Origin of the sequence: Candidatus Poriferisodalis sp. (assembly GCF_965208925.1) — a bacterium.
In the GTDB taxonomy this organism is placed as follows: Bacteria; Actinomycetota; Acidimicrobiia; order Acidimicrobiales; family Poriferisodalaceae; genus Poriferisodalis.
Genome location: NZ_OZ242364.1, coordinates 1,035,409 through 1,049,916 on the forward strand (window position 1 = coordinate 1,035,409; position 14,508 = coordinate 1,049,916).

Here is a 14,508-nt window from a genome sequence, read left to right on the forward strand (position 1 = left end):
CTCGACGCTCCGGCAGGCTCGCAGGCCGTTTCGTACACTCGCCGTTCACAAGTCCGTCGTCCAGCCCAGTGGCTGGCGCGTCGGTGCAGGCGAGGGGGTCGCAATGCCTGGTTCGGTGATCGTCGGCGGCGCACGCACGCCTATCGGCAAGTTCAACGGCGGGCTCGCCGGCCTGACCGGCGCTCAGCTCGGCGGCGTCGCGATCACCGGAGCGCTGGAGCGGTCCGGCGTTTCGCCCGGCGATGTCGACTACGTGGTGATGGGTCAGGTGCTGCAGGCCGGCCAGGGCCAGATCACCGCCCGGCAGGCGGCGACCGAGGCCGGCATCTCCATGGACGTGCCGGCCATCACCATCAACAAGGTGTGCCTGTCGGGCCTGAATGCCATCTACATGGCAGACCAGATGATCGCAGCGGGCGACGCGGACGTGGTCGTCGCGGGCGGCATGGAGTCGATGACCAACGCGCCGTACCTGCTGCCCGATGGTCGCAACGGCATGCGGATGGGCTCGGGCACGGTGCTCGACGCGATGATCCACGACGGCCTGTGGTGCGCCTTCGACGACGGTCACATGGGAGACGGCACCGAACGGGATGCCGCGAGCGCCGGCATCTCGCGCAGCGCGATGGACGAGTACTCCGCCCAGTCGCACGAACGCGCCGCAGCCGCGCAGAAGGACGGCCGCTTCGATGACGAGATCGTGGCCGTCAGCATCCCTCAGCGGCGCGGCGATCCGCTGACGGTGCTCGACGACGAAGGCATCCGGCCCGGCACGACGCCCGAGAGCCTGTCCGGCCTGCGGCCGGCGTTCGCTGCCGACGGTGCCGTCACGGCCGGCAATGCGTCGCAGATCTCCGACGGCGGCTGCGCGCTGGTGCTGATGTCGGCCGAGACAGCTGAGCGGCATGGCGCCGAACCGCTCGCCGAGGTGGTGTCCTACGGCATGGTCGCGGGGCCTGACACCTGCCTGCTGCACCAGCCGTCGCGGGCCATTGGGCGTGCGCTCGCACGCGCTGATCTCGACGTCTCGGACCTGTCGCTGTTCGAGATCAACGAGGCCTTCGCCGCGGTGGCGGTGGCCTCGACCGAGGATCTGGGCGTGTCGCCGGACATCGTGAATCCGAACGGCGGTGCGGTGGCGCTCGGCCATCCCATCGGCATGTCGGGTGCCCGCCTGGCGCTCACGCTCACCAGCGAGCTGCGCCGCCGCGGCGGCGGCCTGGGCGCTGCGGCGCTCTGCGGGGGCGGCGGCCAAGGCGACGCCGTGGTCCTGCGGGTCGCGTAGCCGCCCCGACCAGCCAATCCCTCCTCGCGAACGCATCGGATCGGCACCGGCGCGAGACGGATCAGGCAGCCTCGGGTCGGGCGAGCACTTCGGTGGCAACGCAGATCGGCCAGAGAGCAGCGTGCACGGCATCGCCAATTGCGACAGCGTCGATGGCCGGCACCTCTAAGTAGATACGGCTCGCTCCGAGCAGCTCGGTCAACCGTGCGAACGGAGCCGGGTCGACCAGCATCGCTCCCACGACGGCCGCCGGTGCGGTGGCGATCGCCAGCAGCGCACCGCATGGATCCACGAACACCGCAGCGACGCCATGCGGCGACGCGCCGGCACTCAGGCACAGTGCTCTGGCGTGGCACGGGCCTGCCACCATCACACGCTCGGCTGGCGCTGGGCGGAACACTGCAACCGGCAAGTCGTGCGGCGGTGGACCGGCTGCGCGGTCAGTTGTCCGGTCGTGGGGATCGAAAGCAGCCATGGCACTCCTTGCGAGTGCAGGCCGTTCGGGAAGTGCCGGCCGGACCGTAGGCAGCCACGGCGGACCCGTCCAGCGATTTAGAGACTCGGCAGCTAGGGCGTGAGGGTGCGGCGGTTGCGGAGGGCTCGTTCCAGGGTGAGCTCGTCGGCGTATTCGAGGTCGCCGCCGACGGGCAGGCCGCTGGCAAGGCGAGTCACCTGCACGCCCAGCGGTTCGAGCTGGCGAGCCAGATACATGGCGGTCGTGTCGCCCTCGATGTTCGGGTTCGTGCACACGATCAACTCAGCGACCGACTCGCTGTCGAGACGTGCGAGCAGCTCGCGGATGCGCAGCTGCTCGGGCCCCACGCCCTCGAGCGGGTTCAGCGCCCCGCCGAGCACGTGGTAGCGCCCCCGGAAGCCCGCCTTCTCCATCGCCACGACGTCCCGCGGCTCCTCCACCACGCAGATCATCCCGTTGGCCCGGGCCGGGTCGGCACAGGTGGGACACGGGTCGGTCTCGCTGAGGTTCCAGCACTGGCTGCAGAAGCCGACCCGGTCCTTGGCGGCGGTGATGGCCGCAGCGAGACGGTGAGCGTCGGCAGCCGGACGCTTCAGCAGCCAGAACGTGATGCGCTGGGCGCCCTTGGGGCCGATGCCGGGCAGGCGGCTGAGTTCGTCGATCAGGTCTTCGACGGCGTCGTCATACACGTCAGCCCCCGCCGCTACTAGTCAATCAAGGCTCTCAGGTCGCACTCTCGTCGTCGCGGACCACGACCGATCCGGGGAAGCGGTCCACTATCCGCTGCACCTTGGCTTCCGGGGAGGAGGCGGGCGCGGCGTCATGTGAGGCCGTCGACGCGGTCGGGCCTGTGGTCTCTGGCGCGACGTTGCCGGCCGATTCGGTTGGGGACGGCGGCGCCTCGCCGGTGACCGTCGAGGACTGGCTGGGCTCGCCTGCCGCGTCGCTCACCTCGAGACGGACGGATTGGTCGAGCAGCGCTGACAGGATCGCGTCCACCTCGTTGCTGCGTCGCCGGGCGTTGGCGAGCGGCACGCCTTCGCTCAGCCGAACCGTCACCACATTGCGCTCGTGAGTGAGAACGGCTGCGTCGCGGAACAGGCCCTTCGCGACTGGACGCAGCTTCTCGACGACCTGCGACTCCCAGATGCGCTGCAGGTCCGCGGCTGTCATGGCCGTCGGGGCCTCGGCCGGCGCTGTCGCAGGTTCGACTGTGGATCCCGGCTGCGGTGCCTCCTCAGGGGCCGACACTGGCGGCGCAGGCGGCGCTGCGGGCGTGGGGGTTGCAGCCGGCGGAGGCTGTGCGGCAGCGGCCGGGGCATCGAGGGAGGGAGGCGCGGTGGTTGAGGCCATGGCCGCACGGGCGGCAGCGGGACCGCCAGCGGGGGGCGCTGGGCCGTCCGCTCCGCCGCGGGCGGGCGCTGCGGCGGACGGCACAGGGTCGGGCGCACCCGCGCCCAGCAGATCGTCGGCGAGCAGGCCCACCAGGGCGGCTTCCAGCGTCAGGCGACGGTCGGCCGATTGCGGCATCTGTGCCAGTGCGGTACCGAGGGCCTCGAGCGCCCGCACGTTGGCGCGGCGACCCATGGCATCGCTCAGCTCCCGCGCCGAGGTGATGTCGGCCGGTGGCAGTTCAGCGGGCTCGACGCCCGCGCCCACCAGGAACATGTCACGCAGACGCCGTGCGGTGCGCTCGGCCAGATCGCGAGCGTCGACACCCGCGGCGGTGGCCTCGGCAACGGCGATGAGCGTCACAGCCAGGTCGGCGCGTGCCAGCGCCAGCACCAGCGCGTTCACATCGGTGCGATCGTCAGGGATGCCCCCTGCCGCCAGCACCGTGTCGAGCGCCGAGAGCGCATCGCGCACCGACCCGGCGCCGCGTTCGGTCACATAGTCGACGACGGCATCGTCAACCGGCGCCCCAGCGGCCTCGGCCACGGCTCGCACATGCGGCGCCATCTCGTCCGCGCCCACCAACGACAGCTCGAACTGCTGGGTGCGGCTGCGGATGGTGGGCAGCACCTTGTTCGGATCAGTGGTGGCCAGGATGAACACCACGTGCGCCGGTGGTTCCTCCAAGGTCTTGAGCAGCGCATTGGACGCCGCCGCAGAGAGCATGTGCACCTCGTCGAGCAGGTACACCTTGCGACGCCCGGAGCTGACCAGGGCCGCCTTCTCGGTCATGTCCCGGATGTGGTTCACCGAGTTGTTGGACGCAGCGTCGAGCTCGATGAGGTCCATCGAGGTGCCTGCGGCAACAGCGGTGCAGCTGTCGCAGATGCCGCACGGCTCGCCGTCGTCGGTGAGCGCCTCGCAGTTGAGCGCCTTGGCCAAGATGCGGGCGGTGGAGGTCTTGCCGGTGCCACGGGGGCCGCTCAACAGGTACGCGTGCCCGACGCGGTCCTCGCGTACCGCGTTGCGCAGGGCCCGAACCAGGTGCGGCTGTCCGACCACCTCCGCAAACCGCTGAGGACGGAACCTCCGGTAGAGCGACTGGTGCTGCATCTCGCGGCGATCCTAAGGAATCCAGCCAGTGGCTGCGCCCGCGGCAGGAGCGGACGAGTCCTCTGCGCCGGGAATCCAGCAGGTTCCGACCTCGCAGGGTCCTCGTCCGCTCCTACAGCCAGTGATGCTGTGCCCGCGAACGCGTCTCTGCGGTTAGCGTTTGGCGTGTGTCGCCGTCTGACGTGGCGGCCGGGTCCTGTGCGACGGCGACCCGTGAACCGAGTCAGGGCCGGGAGGCAGCAGCTCTCAGCGGACCTCGTTGTGTGCCGCAGATCGCCTGGCCGCCTCGCCAGACGGCGACACCGCCCTCATCTCCGTCTCGCCGGAGGTGGGGCGCTGTCGCGGGATCGCCACGCGATCCCTCCAGTGACATGGAGAGTTGCCAGAGTGGACGAATGGGCTCGCTTGGAAAGCGTGTGAGGCTTTCATCGGCCTCCGTGGGTTCGAATCCCACACTCTCCGCATGTCAGACTGAGCAGTGATGACCAGCTCCCGGCTGCCCATCAGGGACGCCAAGGGCTACGAGCCGGACCTGCCCATCTCGGTCTCCACGATCCTGGACTGGCCGCCCCGGCCCCTGCAGACCCTGCGGCACATCTCGCTGATGATGCTCCCCCAGGGAATGCTGTGGGTGGCGATGTCGGCGGTGGTGTGGAACTTCTTCACGCCGTCCATGGAGCGCATGGCCAGCCTGCGCCCCAGGTGGGTCCTGGAGATCTATCTGCGCAACGTGGTGCTGTTCACGCTGGTCGCAGGGACGCTCCACGTCGCGCTGTACATGCGGCAGGTTCAGCAGCAGCGCTACAAGTACAACCGCCAGTGGCTCAGCACCACCAACCGGGCGTTCCTGTGGAACAACCAGACCCGCGACAACATCTTCTGGTGCCTGGTCAGCGGCTGCGCAGTGTGGTCGGCGTACGAGGCGCTGACGATGTGGTTCTACGCCAACGACTGGATCCCGTCGGTGGAGTGGGGCACGTGGTGGCCCTACATCTGCGCGCTCACGGTGATCGCATCGCTGTGGTCAGTCGTGCACTTCTATTGCATCCACCGGGTGCTGCACATGCGCTGGGTGTACGACCACGTGCACTACCTGCATCACCGCAACGTGAACACCGGGCCGTGGAGCGGGCTGTCGATGCACCCGGTCGAGCACATGATGTACCTGAGCATGATCGTGCTGTGGTGGGTGGTGCCCGCTCACCCGTTCATCCTGATCCTCACCTTGCTGTCCAACGCCGTGGCCACCTCGTTCTCCCACTCGGGATTCGAGCGCTTCGAGATCGGCAAGCGCGAGGGGCCGACGATGGCCGGAGCCGACTACTTCCACCACCTGCATCATCGCTACTTCGAGTGCAACTACGGCAACCGGCCGGTGCCGCTCGACAAGCTGTTCGGCACCTTCCACGACGGCACGCCCGAGGCCCACGCCCGGATGCGCGAGCGGGCGAAGCGAAGGCGCGGCATCACTGCCGCCTGAAACCGCTGCCTGAGGTGACGCGCTAGCGGCCACACTTCGGGTGTGACAGACGAAGCGGCCATCGAGTTGGCGTTGGAACAGGCCCGGCAGGCTGCGGCGGCTGGCGAGGTGCCGGTCGGCGCTGTGGTGATCGTCGACGGCGAGGTGATCGCTGCGCGCCACAACGAGCGCGAGGCCACCAACGATCCCACCGCGCACGCCGAGGTGCTGGCCCTGCGCGATGCCGCCGCGGCCATAGGCGACTGGCGGCTCAGCGGCGCAACCCTGGCGACGACGCTCGAACCGTGCCCCATGTGCGCCGGGGCGGTGCTCGCGGCCCGGGTGCGCCGGGTGGTGTTCGGGGCCTACGACCCCAAGGCAGGCGCCACGGCGACGCTCTACAACCTGCTCGTGGACCCGCGCTTCAATCACAACTCCGAGGTCGTGGGCGGTGTGCGCGAGGAGGAGTGCGGCGAGCTGCTCAGCGACTTTTTCGGCAGCTACCGCTGATCTGGCGCACTGCGTCTCGAGGCGCCGGGTGTGGCGGAAGGTGTGGGATTCGAACCCACGGTGACCCGAAGGCCACAACGGTTTTCGAGACCGCCCCATTCGTCCGCTCTGGCAACCTTCCGCAGCGCACCCTATCGACGCCGTCCAGATCGACCGCCTGCTCGTCGACCCCGCCCGCGTGCACCACAAATCGGTCGCCAGCGTGGCGAAATCGTGACAGCCTCTCCGCCGTGAGCAGCACGCTGGAGGGTCCCCAGGCCGCGGCCGGCGCTGATGCGCGCCAAGCCGGCAGCACGTGGTCGGTTTCTGACCTGGCGGCGGCCGTCGGCGAGACGATCCAGCGGGCCTTTCCCAGCGAAGTCTGGGTGCGCGGCGAGATCATCGGGTATTCGGCAGCGGCGAGCGGCCACATCTACTTCAGCCTCATCGAACCCGGAACGGGCAACGACCGCCGGGGCGCACGCATGCGGGTGGCCCTGTTCAAGGGACGCCAGCGCGGCGTGAACCGCGACCTCGCCGCAGCGGGCGGGCTGACGCTCGACGACGGCATCGAAGTGCGGATCCGGGCCGAGGTGGAGTACTACGCCGGCAGCGGGCAGGTCCAGCTCATCATGAGCGGTGTCGACCCGCACTTCACCCTCGGCGTGCTGGCTGCTGACCGTGAGCGCACGCTGACCGAGCTGACCGAGTCAGGGCTGCTGCGCCGCAACGCCGCCGTGCCGCTGGCACTGGTGCCGCTGCGCGTCGGCCTCGTGACGGCCGCAGGCAGTGCAGCCCATGCGGACTTCGTCCACGAGCTCGAGGCAAGCAGTTATGCGTTCGAGGTGCTGTTGTGCGACGCCCGTGTGCAGGGCGTCACGGCCGAAGCCGACCTGATGGCGGCACTTCGGACGCTCGGAGGTGCCGACATCGACGTGATCGCCGTGGTGCGCGGCGGTGGCGATCGCACCGACCTGCTGGCGTTCGACCTCGCCAGCGTGGCGAAAGCCGTTGCGATGTGCCCGCTGCCGGTGTTCTGCGGCATCGGCCACGAGACCGACACCTCTGTCGTCGACCAGGTGGCGCACACGGCTGCCAAGACGCCGACTGCATGCGCCGCCGCACTCGTTGCCCATGTGGCCGCGTTCGACGAACGCCTGGCTCGAACCCGTCGCGAGGTGGATCGGCTGGCCCGCAGCAGAGCGGCTGCCGCAGCAGCCCGTCTGACGGCAGCATGCAGCGCGCTGGGGCTGCTGGCCGAGCGCCGCCTGGCTCGCCCGCGTGCGCGGCTCGGCGAGATCCGGCTGCGGCTGGGTCATCACGCGCAGCGCCACTGCGGCACCGCCGCCAGCAAGCTCGCCGGCGCGCGCCAAGCGCTGCAGCGCAGCCCTGCCCATGCCCAGCGCGCCATGGCATCGCTTGGCTCCCGACGACCCCGGCTGCAGCGAGCCTCGACGCGACGCCTCGAGGCTGCGAAGGCCCGGCTGCGTTCCGCATCGGCACTGGTGTCGGCGGTCGCGCCGGAGCGGACCCTGGCTCGGGGCTTCTCGATTACGCGCGCGGCGGACGGGAGCATCGTGCGCGAGATGCCTGCCGCCGGCGAGACGATTTCGACGCAGACCCAGCACGCCGTGTTCGCCAGTGTTGTCGACCACAGCAGGGCGGCCAACGCTCGGCCCGGCGAACCGGCTGACGATCCGACGACCGGAAGGACAACTGATGGCTGAAGACACTGGCGGCGGTGCTGGCAGAGACGAGACAGCATTCGGCGGCTACGCCGAGTCGATGGCCGAGCTCGAGGCAATCCTGGCCAGCCTGGAGAGCGATGACGTCGACATCGACGCGCTGGCCTCGCAGGTTGAACGCGCCTCGCTTCTCATCGCGCACTGTGAGGGGCGGCTGCGCGCCACTGAACTGTCCCTGCAGACGATCCTGGCCCAGCACGAACCGGACTCGCCGGCTAGCGATGGCTCCTGAACGGCCTCGCGCTGGGTCATGGGCATGTGTGGACCGAGGGAGTTGGTGGGCGCTCCCCCGGTCCACCTGCGCGTCACGGGTCGGTGGAAAACCCGGAGCGCACGCTCACGCCGCCGCGGTGTTTGCCCACTGTGAGTGACCGCGGCCGCTCGTCGAATCCAACGAGGAACCTATGAGTTCACAAACGCCCAGTCAAGAGGCGCCCTGTCAAGAAGCGCCCGGACAACCCGACATTGCCCGGAATCCCAGCAACTCCGGGGTTTTTCCGCATGGCGCGTGGCCATCGCCGCTGCAGGCGGCCGACGTCGCCGCAGGTTCGGTGCGGCGGACCGAGCCGCGCCTAGCCGGCGGTTGGGCCTACTGGGTCGAAGAGCGGCCCGATGACCGTGGGCGGGGCGCGATAGTCCGGGTGCGGCTCGACGCGGCCGGCGCTCAACCCTCCGACATTGCCCATACAGCGGAGGCGGACATCCGCACCGCCGTCCACGAATACGGCGGCGGCGCCTGGCTGCCGGTCCAGGCGCCCGACGGACGCCACCTCGTGCTCGGCAGCTGCATGAGCGACCACCGGGTCCGGCTGTTTGACGCCACCGGAGGCGCGCCGCCGGATGCGATAACCCCGGAGCCGGACATCCCGCGAGGGCTGCGATACGCCGATCCCACGCTGGTGCCGGCACCGGACGGCAACTCCGACGTCGGCGACTTCGATCCGGTCAGCGTGTGGGTGCGCGAAGCCCACGACGACACAGGACACGAGCCCCGCAACGATCTGATCGCAGTCCGCCTGGACGGGACGGTCAGCGTGGTCGCAGCCGGCGCCGACTTCTACTCGTCGCCGCGGCCCTCACCGGACGGATCGACGCTGGCGTATCTCAGCTGGGATCACCCGAACATGCCGTGGGATCACACCCGCCTGCATCTTGTCGATCTCCGTGACGGCGAGCCGGTGCCGGGCAGCGACCGAGTGCTGTGCGACGGCCCCGCGCTGACCCAGCCGGGCTGGAGCCCTGACGGCGTCCTGCACATCGTCACCGACATCGACGGCTGGTGGTCGATCCGCCGCGTCGATACCGAGACCGGTGCTGCCGAACCGGTGCTCGCCGATACAGCGGCCAGCGTCGAACGCCGCCGCGAGTTCGGCGTGCCCGCATGGGTTTTTGCCCAGGCCACCTACGGCTGGGACAGCGACGGCAGGCTCTGGTGCACGTGGATATCAGGCGGTGTCGGGCACCTCGGGTTCATCCGCGACGGACGGCTGGAGGAGGTGCCGAGCGGCTTCACTGACTTCGGCCGGCTTGCGGTCACGCCCGGCGGCTCGGTCGTCACCGTCGCTGCGGGCTGGACGCGTCGGGCCGCTGTCGTGGAGATCGCACCTGACGGCGCCCACCGCCAGCTCAGCGCCAGCGAGCCTTCGGCCCTGGAGGCCGGCGACGTCTCGGTACCCGAGGCCTTCACGTTTGACAGCGACGGGGGGCGCCAGGCCCACGCGTTCTTCTTCCCGCCCGCCAACTCGGCCGTGACCGCACGGCCCGCCGAGCTGCCGCCGCTGATGGTGCTCAGCCACGGCGGGCCCACTGGCTCGGCCCGCAGCTCGCTGGACCTGGGCATCCAGTACTGGACTACCCGCGGCATCGCCGTGGTGGACGTGAACTACGGCGGCAGCACCGGCTACGGCACAGCCTTCCGCAACCTGCTGCGAGGCCAGTGGGGCGTCGTCGACACGCAGGACTGCATCGCCGCGGCACTCCACCTGGCCGCCGAGGGCGCCGTGGACGCCCAGCGCCTCGTCATCAATGGCGGCTCTGCAGGGGGCTACACCACGCTGTGCGCGCTGACCGGCAGCGACGTGTTCGCCGCCGGCATCTCCCGATATGGCGTGGCCGATCTGGAAGCGCTCGCTCGCGACACCCACAAGTTCGAAGCCCGCTATCTCGACGGGCTCATCGGTCCGTGGCCCGAGCAGGCCGACCTGTACCGGGAGCGGTCGCCTATCTGGCGAACCGACCAGCTGCGTACCCCGATGATCGTGCTGCAAGGCACCGAGGACCGGGTGGTGCCACAGAGCCAGTCCGAACAGGTGGTAGCGGCATTGGCAGATGCGGGCGTGCCGCACGCCTACCTGCTGTTCGAGGGCGAGGGGCACGGCTTCCGCCGAGGGCCCAACATCGTGGCCGCGCTCGAAGCCGAGCTGTCGTTCCTCGGCCAGGTGCTGGGCTTCGAGCCCGCAGGCGACATCGCCCGCGTCGAGGTGCGCGAGGGGCGCCAGCAGCAACCCCAATAGGTTCATGCCGTGTACAGCTTCGCCCGGAAGCCGATCTGGCTGGCCGGCCACGCGCTCGCCGGCGGCCTGCTGGTGATCTTCGTGATCGCAGGCTTCTGGCAGCTCAGCCGCCACAACGAAGTGAGCGACCGCAACGCCGCTGTCGCCGAGCGGACGGAGATGCCACCGCTCGACGCCGACCGCTTCTTCGATGCGGTGTCGGGCACCGAGATCGCAGACGAGCTCGAGCATCGGTTGGTGACGCTGCCCGTCGATGAGAACGGCTGGGACTACCTGCACGAAGCGGTGCAGATCCGTCGTCGCAGCCTCAACGGCTTGCCCGGTTGTCACATGGCCAGGCCCGTCGCGGCAGCATCGAATGACAGCGCCGAGTCGTACGGCGTGCTTCTGGTGCAGGGGTGGTTGCCGCAGCGCGCCTGCACAGCGTGGCTCGAGGGCGACGTCGGTGTCATCGGCTCCCGGCTCCCGGCGGCGCGTCAGATCATCGGCCGTGTTCGTGTCAGCCAGCAGCGAGGCCTGCTCGGACCATCAGACCCGGCTCAAGGACAACTGGATTCGCTGGCGCGGACAGACGTCGAACGCATCGACCAGCAAACCACGCTCAGCCTCGTGCCCGTATATGTCGAGCTCATCAGCGCAACGGACGCTGACGGCGCTCTGATCGAGCTCGGAGCGAGTTCGCCTGGTGTCGCGGTGCCTCAGCTCGTGCCGGCGCCAGAACTCGACGCCGGGCCGCACCTCGGCTACACGTTCCAGTGGTTCAGCTTCGCCGCCGTCGCCATCGTGGGCTACACGCTGGTGCTGCGCCACCAAGCCCGCAAGGGCGAATCCGAACAGATCGCCGACGACTAGCGGCCGATGGCTTTGGCCATGCGAGCCGTGGCCTCGTCGAGCATCGCCGGCGAGGTAGCGAAGTTGAGGCGCACGTGGCCTGCACCCTCGGGCCCGAAGTCGAGCCCCGAGTTCAGATACACCCGACCGCGCCCCAGGAACACCGAGGCGGGATCGTCGCCCAATCCCAGCTCAGAACAGTCCATCCACGCCAAGTAGGTGGCATCGGGCGGCCGGTAGCGCACCTCGGGCAGCCGCTCCGCCAGCAGATCCGCCAGCAGGTGCCGGTTGCTGTCCAGGCCGGCCACCAGCTCGTCCAGCCAGTCGAGCGCCTCGGTCCAGCCGGCAATGGTGGCCACCTGCCCGAGGATCCCGATGCCGCCGATCAGCCGCTTGGGGATCTTGCGGACAATCGGGCCGTAACGCGACGACGCCGAGTGCAGGAACGCCATCCGCAGTCCCGCCATGTTGAACGACTTGGTGGCAGCAGTGACGGTGACGGTCCGCTCCGAGGCCAGCTCGCTCACCGACGCCACCGGGAGGTGCCGACGGGGCGCGTACACGAGGTCACAGTGGATCTCGTCGGAGATCACCACCAAGTCGTGGCGCTCTGCAATGTCGATCACTGCGGCGATGCCGTCGGCGTCGAGCACCATGCCGCACGGGTTGTGCGGCTGGCACAGGATCACTGCGGTCACATCGGGCGCCGAAGCCACCGATTCGAAATGGTCGAGATCGAGCTGCCAGCCGTCGTCGTGGCGAATGAGCGGGTTGGGCACCACCCGGCGACCATGCCCCTCCACGCTGGAGAAGAACGGCGGGTAGGCGGGGGTCTGGAAGATGACGCCGTCGCCGGGTTCGGTGCAGTAGGTGATCGCCAGCTCCAAGCCCTGGATCACGTCATGAACCCGCACCACGTCGAGCGGATCGACCTGCCAGCCGAACGCCTCGCCCATGCGCTTCGCGAAGACGCGCAGCACGGGGATCGGCTGATCATAGAAGTCGTAACCCAGGCCGCCCGAATCGATGCGCTCGCGCACGGCGTCGAGCACGACTGCAGGCAGCTCGACGTCCATGTCGGCGACCCATGCCGCCAGCACGTCCGGGCCTTCGCGCCCCCACTTGATGCCCGGGCGGTTCCGAACCCGTTCGGCGTCCAGTTCGAATATCACGGCGTGACCCTACGCGCCCGACCACCGCCGGCGTCAGAGGACGGCGGCGCCCTCTGACGCCTGTGGGTGTTCAGTACAGGCCGATCATGCGGCCGGCGAGGCCGAGGACCGCGACGGCCAGCACGGGCCGGATCAGCCGCTCGCCGCCCCGGACCGCCCAGCGTGCACCCAGCCAGCCGCCGACGGCGAAGCCCGCGGCCACGATGACAGCGAAGCCCCAGTGCACCTGGTCGTTCAGGATGAACACCGGCACCGCCACCACGGTCAGCACAGCGATCACCACCACCTTGACCGCATTGGCGTTCACCAAGTCGAGCCCGGCGTGCGACAGCGCCAGCACCAGCATGAGCCCCACGCCCGCCTGAAACGCCCCGCCGTAGGCGCCGATCAGGAAGAACACCACCACGGTCAGCGCCCGCGGCCACACGATCTCGTCTCCGCGGGCCTTCGGCGGCCACAGGCTCAGGATCAGCAGCGGCACCATCAATATGCCGAAGACCCGCTCGAAGGCCGTGTCGCTGAGCAGGCTGGAGACGGCATAGGCGCCGATCACCGAGCCGATCAACGCGGGCAGCAGTACGGGCACCGAGCGGCGCAAGCCCGACACGCCCTCCGATCGGTAGCCGGCCACCGACGCCAGGTTCTGCGTCACGACGCCGATGCGGTTGGTGCCATTGGCCACGAGCCCGCCCAGGTCGCCCACCACCGTCAGCAGGCTGACCGTCAGCAGCGAACCGCCGCCGGCCATGGCATTCACCACGCCCGCAACCACGCCCGCGGCCGCAACGAGCGCAATCTGTGCGATGTCCATCGGCTGCCCGTCAGCCGGATGGCTGCGGCGGCAACGGAGTATCTGCGAGCTGGGTTGTCTGCTGGCGCAGGAGATGGTCGGCCAGCACGAGGCAGACCATGGCCTCGACCATCGGCACCGCCCGCGGCAGCACGCACGGATCGTGCCGACCTCGGGCGGCCAGCACGGCCGGCTCGTTGGCGTTCGTGACAGTCTTCTGCTCCGACGCAATGGTGGCGGTGGGCTTGAAGGCCACGCGCAGCACGATGTCGGCACCGTTGCTGATGCCGCCTTGTATGCCGCCGCTGCGGTTGGTCACGGTGACGGGTCGGCCGTCGGGACCGGGCGCGAACTCGTCGTTGTGCGTGCGGCCGGTCATGAGCGTGCCGGCGAAGCCGCTGCCGATCTCCATGCCCTTCGCTGCAGGCAGCGACATCACTGCACCGGCCAGCTCGGCGTCGAGCTTGTCGAACACCGGCTCGCCCAGGCCAGGGGGCACACCTCGTGCCACGCAGGCCACGACCCCGCCGAGCGAGTTGCCGTCCCGGCGGGCCGCATCGATGGCATCGATGATGCGGGCTGCGGCAGCGGGGTCAGCGCAACGGGTCGGGTCGGCCTCTACGGCGTCCCGCGTCACCGCCGCCGGGTCCACATCGGCGTTGATGTCGCTCACCGAGCTGACCCAGCCCAGCACCTCGACGCCCGCCGCGGCGAGCACCTTGCGCGCCACCGCGCCGGCAGCGACACGGCCGACGGTCTCGCGTGCTGACGCCCGACCTCCGCCCTGCCAGTTCCGGATGCCGTACTTGGCGTCGGTGGTGTAGTCGGCGTGGCTCGGCCGGTACGTGGTGGCCATCTCGGAATAGGCGCCGGGCCGGGCATCGGTGTTGGCGACGGTCATGCCGATCGGCGTGCCGAGCGTGAGGCCCTCGAAGACTCCCGAGTGAATCGTGACCCGGTCGGCCTCCTGGCGCTGGGTGACGATGCGGCTCTGGCCGGGTCGGCGACGGTCGAGGTCGACCTGCACGTCGGCTTCGCTCAACTCAATGCGCGCCGGACAGCCGTCGACAATCACCCCCAGCGCGCCGCCATGCGATTCGCCGAACGTGGTGACCGCGAAGCGTTCCCCGAACGTGCTGCCGCCCATGTCAGAACCCTAGAAGCCGCGCGGACAGGCAAGGCTCTTGTTTTCGCACAATTTGCGCCCCGCTCTTGTTCGCTTCGCTCACGGGCCGCTCGGGCCA

The 14,508-nt window shown here is 69.6% G+C and carries 13 protein-coding genes, 2 tRNA genes and 1 other RNA gene; 9 read left to right on the forward strand and 7 right to left on the reverse strand.

Going from position 1 to position 14,508, the window contains the following annotated elements; all coding sequences use genetic code 11:
* The first annotated feature begins 103 nt into the window (after positions 1-103).
* Complete coding sequence (locus ACOGI5_RS04430; protein ID WP_419863260.1) at positions 104-1,285, forward strand: acetyl-CoA C-acetyltransferase; 1,182 nt, start codon at positions 104-106, stop codon at positions 1,283-1,285.
* Positions 1,286-1,346: 61 nt separating this feature from the next.
* On the opposite strand, the gene ACOGI5_RS04435 is transcribed toward ACOGI5_RS04430, so the two are convergent.
* From ACOGI5_RS04435 to dnaX, 3 genes are all read right to left on the reverse strand, one after another.
* Entirely contained in the window at positions 1,347-1,760 is a 414-nt protein-coding gene (locus tag ACOGI5_RS04435) for a hypothetical protein (RefSeq protein WP_419863261.1), read from the reverse strand.
* 92 nt (positions 1,761-1,852) lie between these two features.
* Positions 1,853-2,449: a recombination mediator RecR gene (gene recR / locus ACOGI5_RS04440; protein ID WP_419863262.1), complete on the reverse strand. Its 597-nt coding sequence runs from the start codon at positions 2,447-2,449 to the stop codon at positions 1,853-1,855.
* Between the two features lie 34 nt (positions 2,450-2,483).
* The gene (dnaX, locus tag ACOGI5_RS04445; RefSeq protein WP_419863263.1) at positions 2,484-4,265 is read right to left on the reverse strand and encodes a DNA polymerase III subunit gamma/tau; all 1,782 of its coding nucleotides are present in this window, start codon (positions 4,263-4,265) and stop codon (positions 2,484-2,486) included.
* A gap of 187 nt (positions 4,266-4,452) precedes the next feature.
* Between dnaX and ffs the strand changes: the two genes are divergently transcribed.
* The 4 genes from ffs (at position 4,453) to tadA (ending at position 6,234) form a co-directional block, all read left to right on the forward strand.
* An RNA gene (gene ffs / locus ACOGI5_RS04450) (signal recognition particle sRNA small type) lies at positions 4,453-4,551 on the forward strand.
* An 87-nt stretch (positions 4,552-4,638) separates the two neighbouring features.
* A tRNA-Ser gene (locus ACOGI5_RS04455) sits at positions 4,639-4,727 on the forward strand.
* Between the two features lie 19 nt (positions 4,728-4,746).
* On the forward strand, positions 4,747-5,745 hold the full coding sequence (locus ACOGI5_RS04460; protein ID WP_419863264.1) for a sterol desaturase family protein: 999 nt from the start codon (positions 4,747-4,749) through the stop codon (positions 5,743-5,745).
* 42 nt (positions 5,746-5,787) lie between these two features.
* On the forward strand, positions 5,788-6,234 hold the full coding sequence (gene tadA / locus ACOGI5_RS04465; protein ID WP_419863265.1) for a tRNA adenosine(34) deaminase TadA: 447 nt from the start codon (positions 5,788-5,790) through the stop codon (positions 6,232-6,234).
* Positions 6,235-6,265: 31 nt separating this feature from the next.
* On the opposite strand, the gene ACOGI5_RS04470 is transcribed toward tadA, so the two are convergent.
* A tRNA-Ser gene (locus ACOGI5_RS04470) sits at positions 6,266-6,355 on the reverse strand.
* Positions 6,356-6,464: 109 nt separating this feature from the next.
* On the opposite strand from ACOGI5_RS04470, the gene xseA reads away from it, so the two are divergent.
* The 4 genes from xseA to ACOGI5_RS04490 all read left to right on the forward strand — a co-directional run bounded on the left by xseA (position 6,465) and on the right by ACOGI5_RS04490 (position 11,323).
* Positions 6,465-7,940, forward strand: a complete 1,476-nt coding sequence (gene xseA, locus ACOGI5_RS04475; protein ID WP_419863266.1) for an exodeoxyribonuclease VII large subunit — start codon at positions 6,465-6,467, stop codon at positions 7,938-7,940.
* A complete protein-coding gene (xseB, locus tag ACOGI5_RS04480; RefSeq protein ID WP_419863267.1) occupies positions 7,933-8,190 on the forward strand; it encodes an exodeoxyribonuclease VII small subunit in 258 nt (85 codons plus the stop codon). Before xseA ends, xseB begins: the two co-directional genes overlap by 8 nt.
* 319 nt (positions 8,191-8,509) lie before the next feature.
* On the forward strand, positions 8,510-10,471 hold the full coding sequence (locus ACOGI5_RS04485) for a S9 family peptidase (RefSeq protein ID WP_419863268.1): 1,962 nt from the start codon (positions 8,510-8,512) through the stop codon (positions 10,469-10,471).
* Positions 10,472-10,480: 9 nt separating this feature from the next.
* Complete coding sequence (locus ACOGI5_RS04490; protein ID WP_419863269.1) at positions 10,481-11,323, forward strand: SURF1 family protein; 843 nt, start codon at positions 10,481-10,483, stop codon at positions 11,321-11,323.
* Here the strand turns inward: ACOGI5_RS04490 and ACOGI5_RS04495 are convergent.
* The 3 genes from ACOGI5_RS04495 to aroC all read right to left on the reverse strand — a co-directional run bounded on the left by ACOGI5_RS04495 (position 11,320) and on the right by aroC (position 14,411).
* Complete coding sequence (locus ACOGI5_RS04495) at positions 11,320-12,474, reverse strand: MalY/PatB family protein (protein WP_419863270.1); 1,155 nt, start codon at positions 12,472-12,474, stop codon at positions 11,320-11,322. The two genes, ACOGI5_RS04490 and ACOGI5_RS04495, sit on opposite strands and share 4 nt — an antisense overlap.
* A gap of 70 nt (positions 12,475-12,544) precedes the next feature.
* Entirely contained in the window at positions 12,545-13,285 is a 741-nt protein-coding gene (locus ACOGI5_RS04500; RefSeq protein WP_419863271.1) for a sulfite exporter TauE/SafE family protein, read from the reverse strand.
* Positions 13,286-13,295: 10 nt separating this feature from the next.
* Positions 13,296-14,411, reverse strand: coding sequence for a chorismate synthase (aroC, locus tag ACOGI5_RS04505; protein WP_419863272.1), 1,116 nt, complete (start codon positions 14,409-14,411; stop codon positions 13,296-13,298).
* Positions 14,412-14,508 lie beyond the last annotated feature (97 nt).

Bases quoted from the DNA above. Each gene is read 5' to 3' on its own strand.
- ACOGI5_RS04500 (WP_419863271.1), bottom strand. From the start codon at position 13,285: ATGGACATCGCACAGATTGCGCTCGTTGCGGCCGCGGGCGTGGTTGCG.
- dnaX (WP_419863263.1), bottom strand. From the start codon at position 4,265: ATGCAGCACCAGTCGCTCTACCGGAGGTTCCGTCCTCAGCGGTTTGCG.
- aroC (WP_419863272.1), bottom strand. From the start codon at position 14,411: ATGGGCGGCAGCACGTTCGGGGAACGCTTCGCGGTCACCACGTTCGGC.
- xseB (WP_419863267.1), top strand. From the start codon at position 7,933: ATGGCTGAAGACACTGGCGGCGGTGCTGGCAGAGACGAGACAGCATTC.
- ACOGI5_RS04430 (WP_419863260.1), top strand. From the start codon at position 104: ATGCCTGGTTCGGTGATCGTCGGCGGCGCACGCACGCCTATCGGCAAG.
- ACOGI5_RS04460 (WP_419863264.1), top strand. From the start codon at position 4,747: ATGACCAGCTCCCGGCTGCCCATCAGGGACGCCAAGGGCTACGAGCCG.
- ACOGI5_RS04435 (WP_419863261.1), bottom strand. From the start codon at position 1,760: ATGGCTGCTTTCGATCCCCACGACCGGACAACTGACCGCGCAGCCGGT.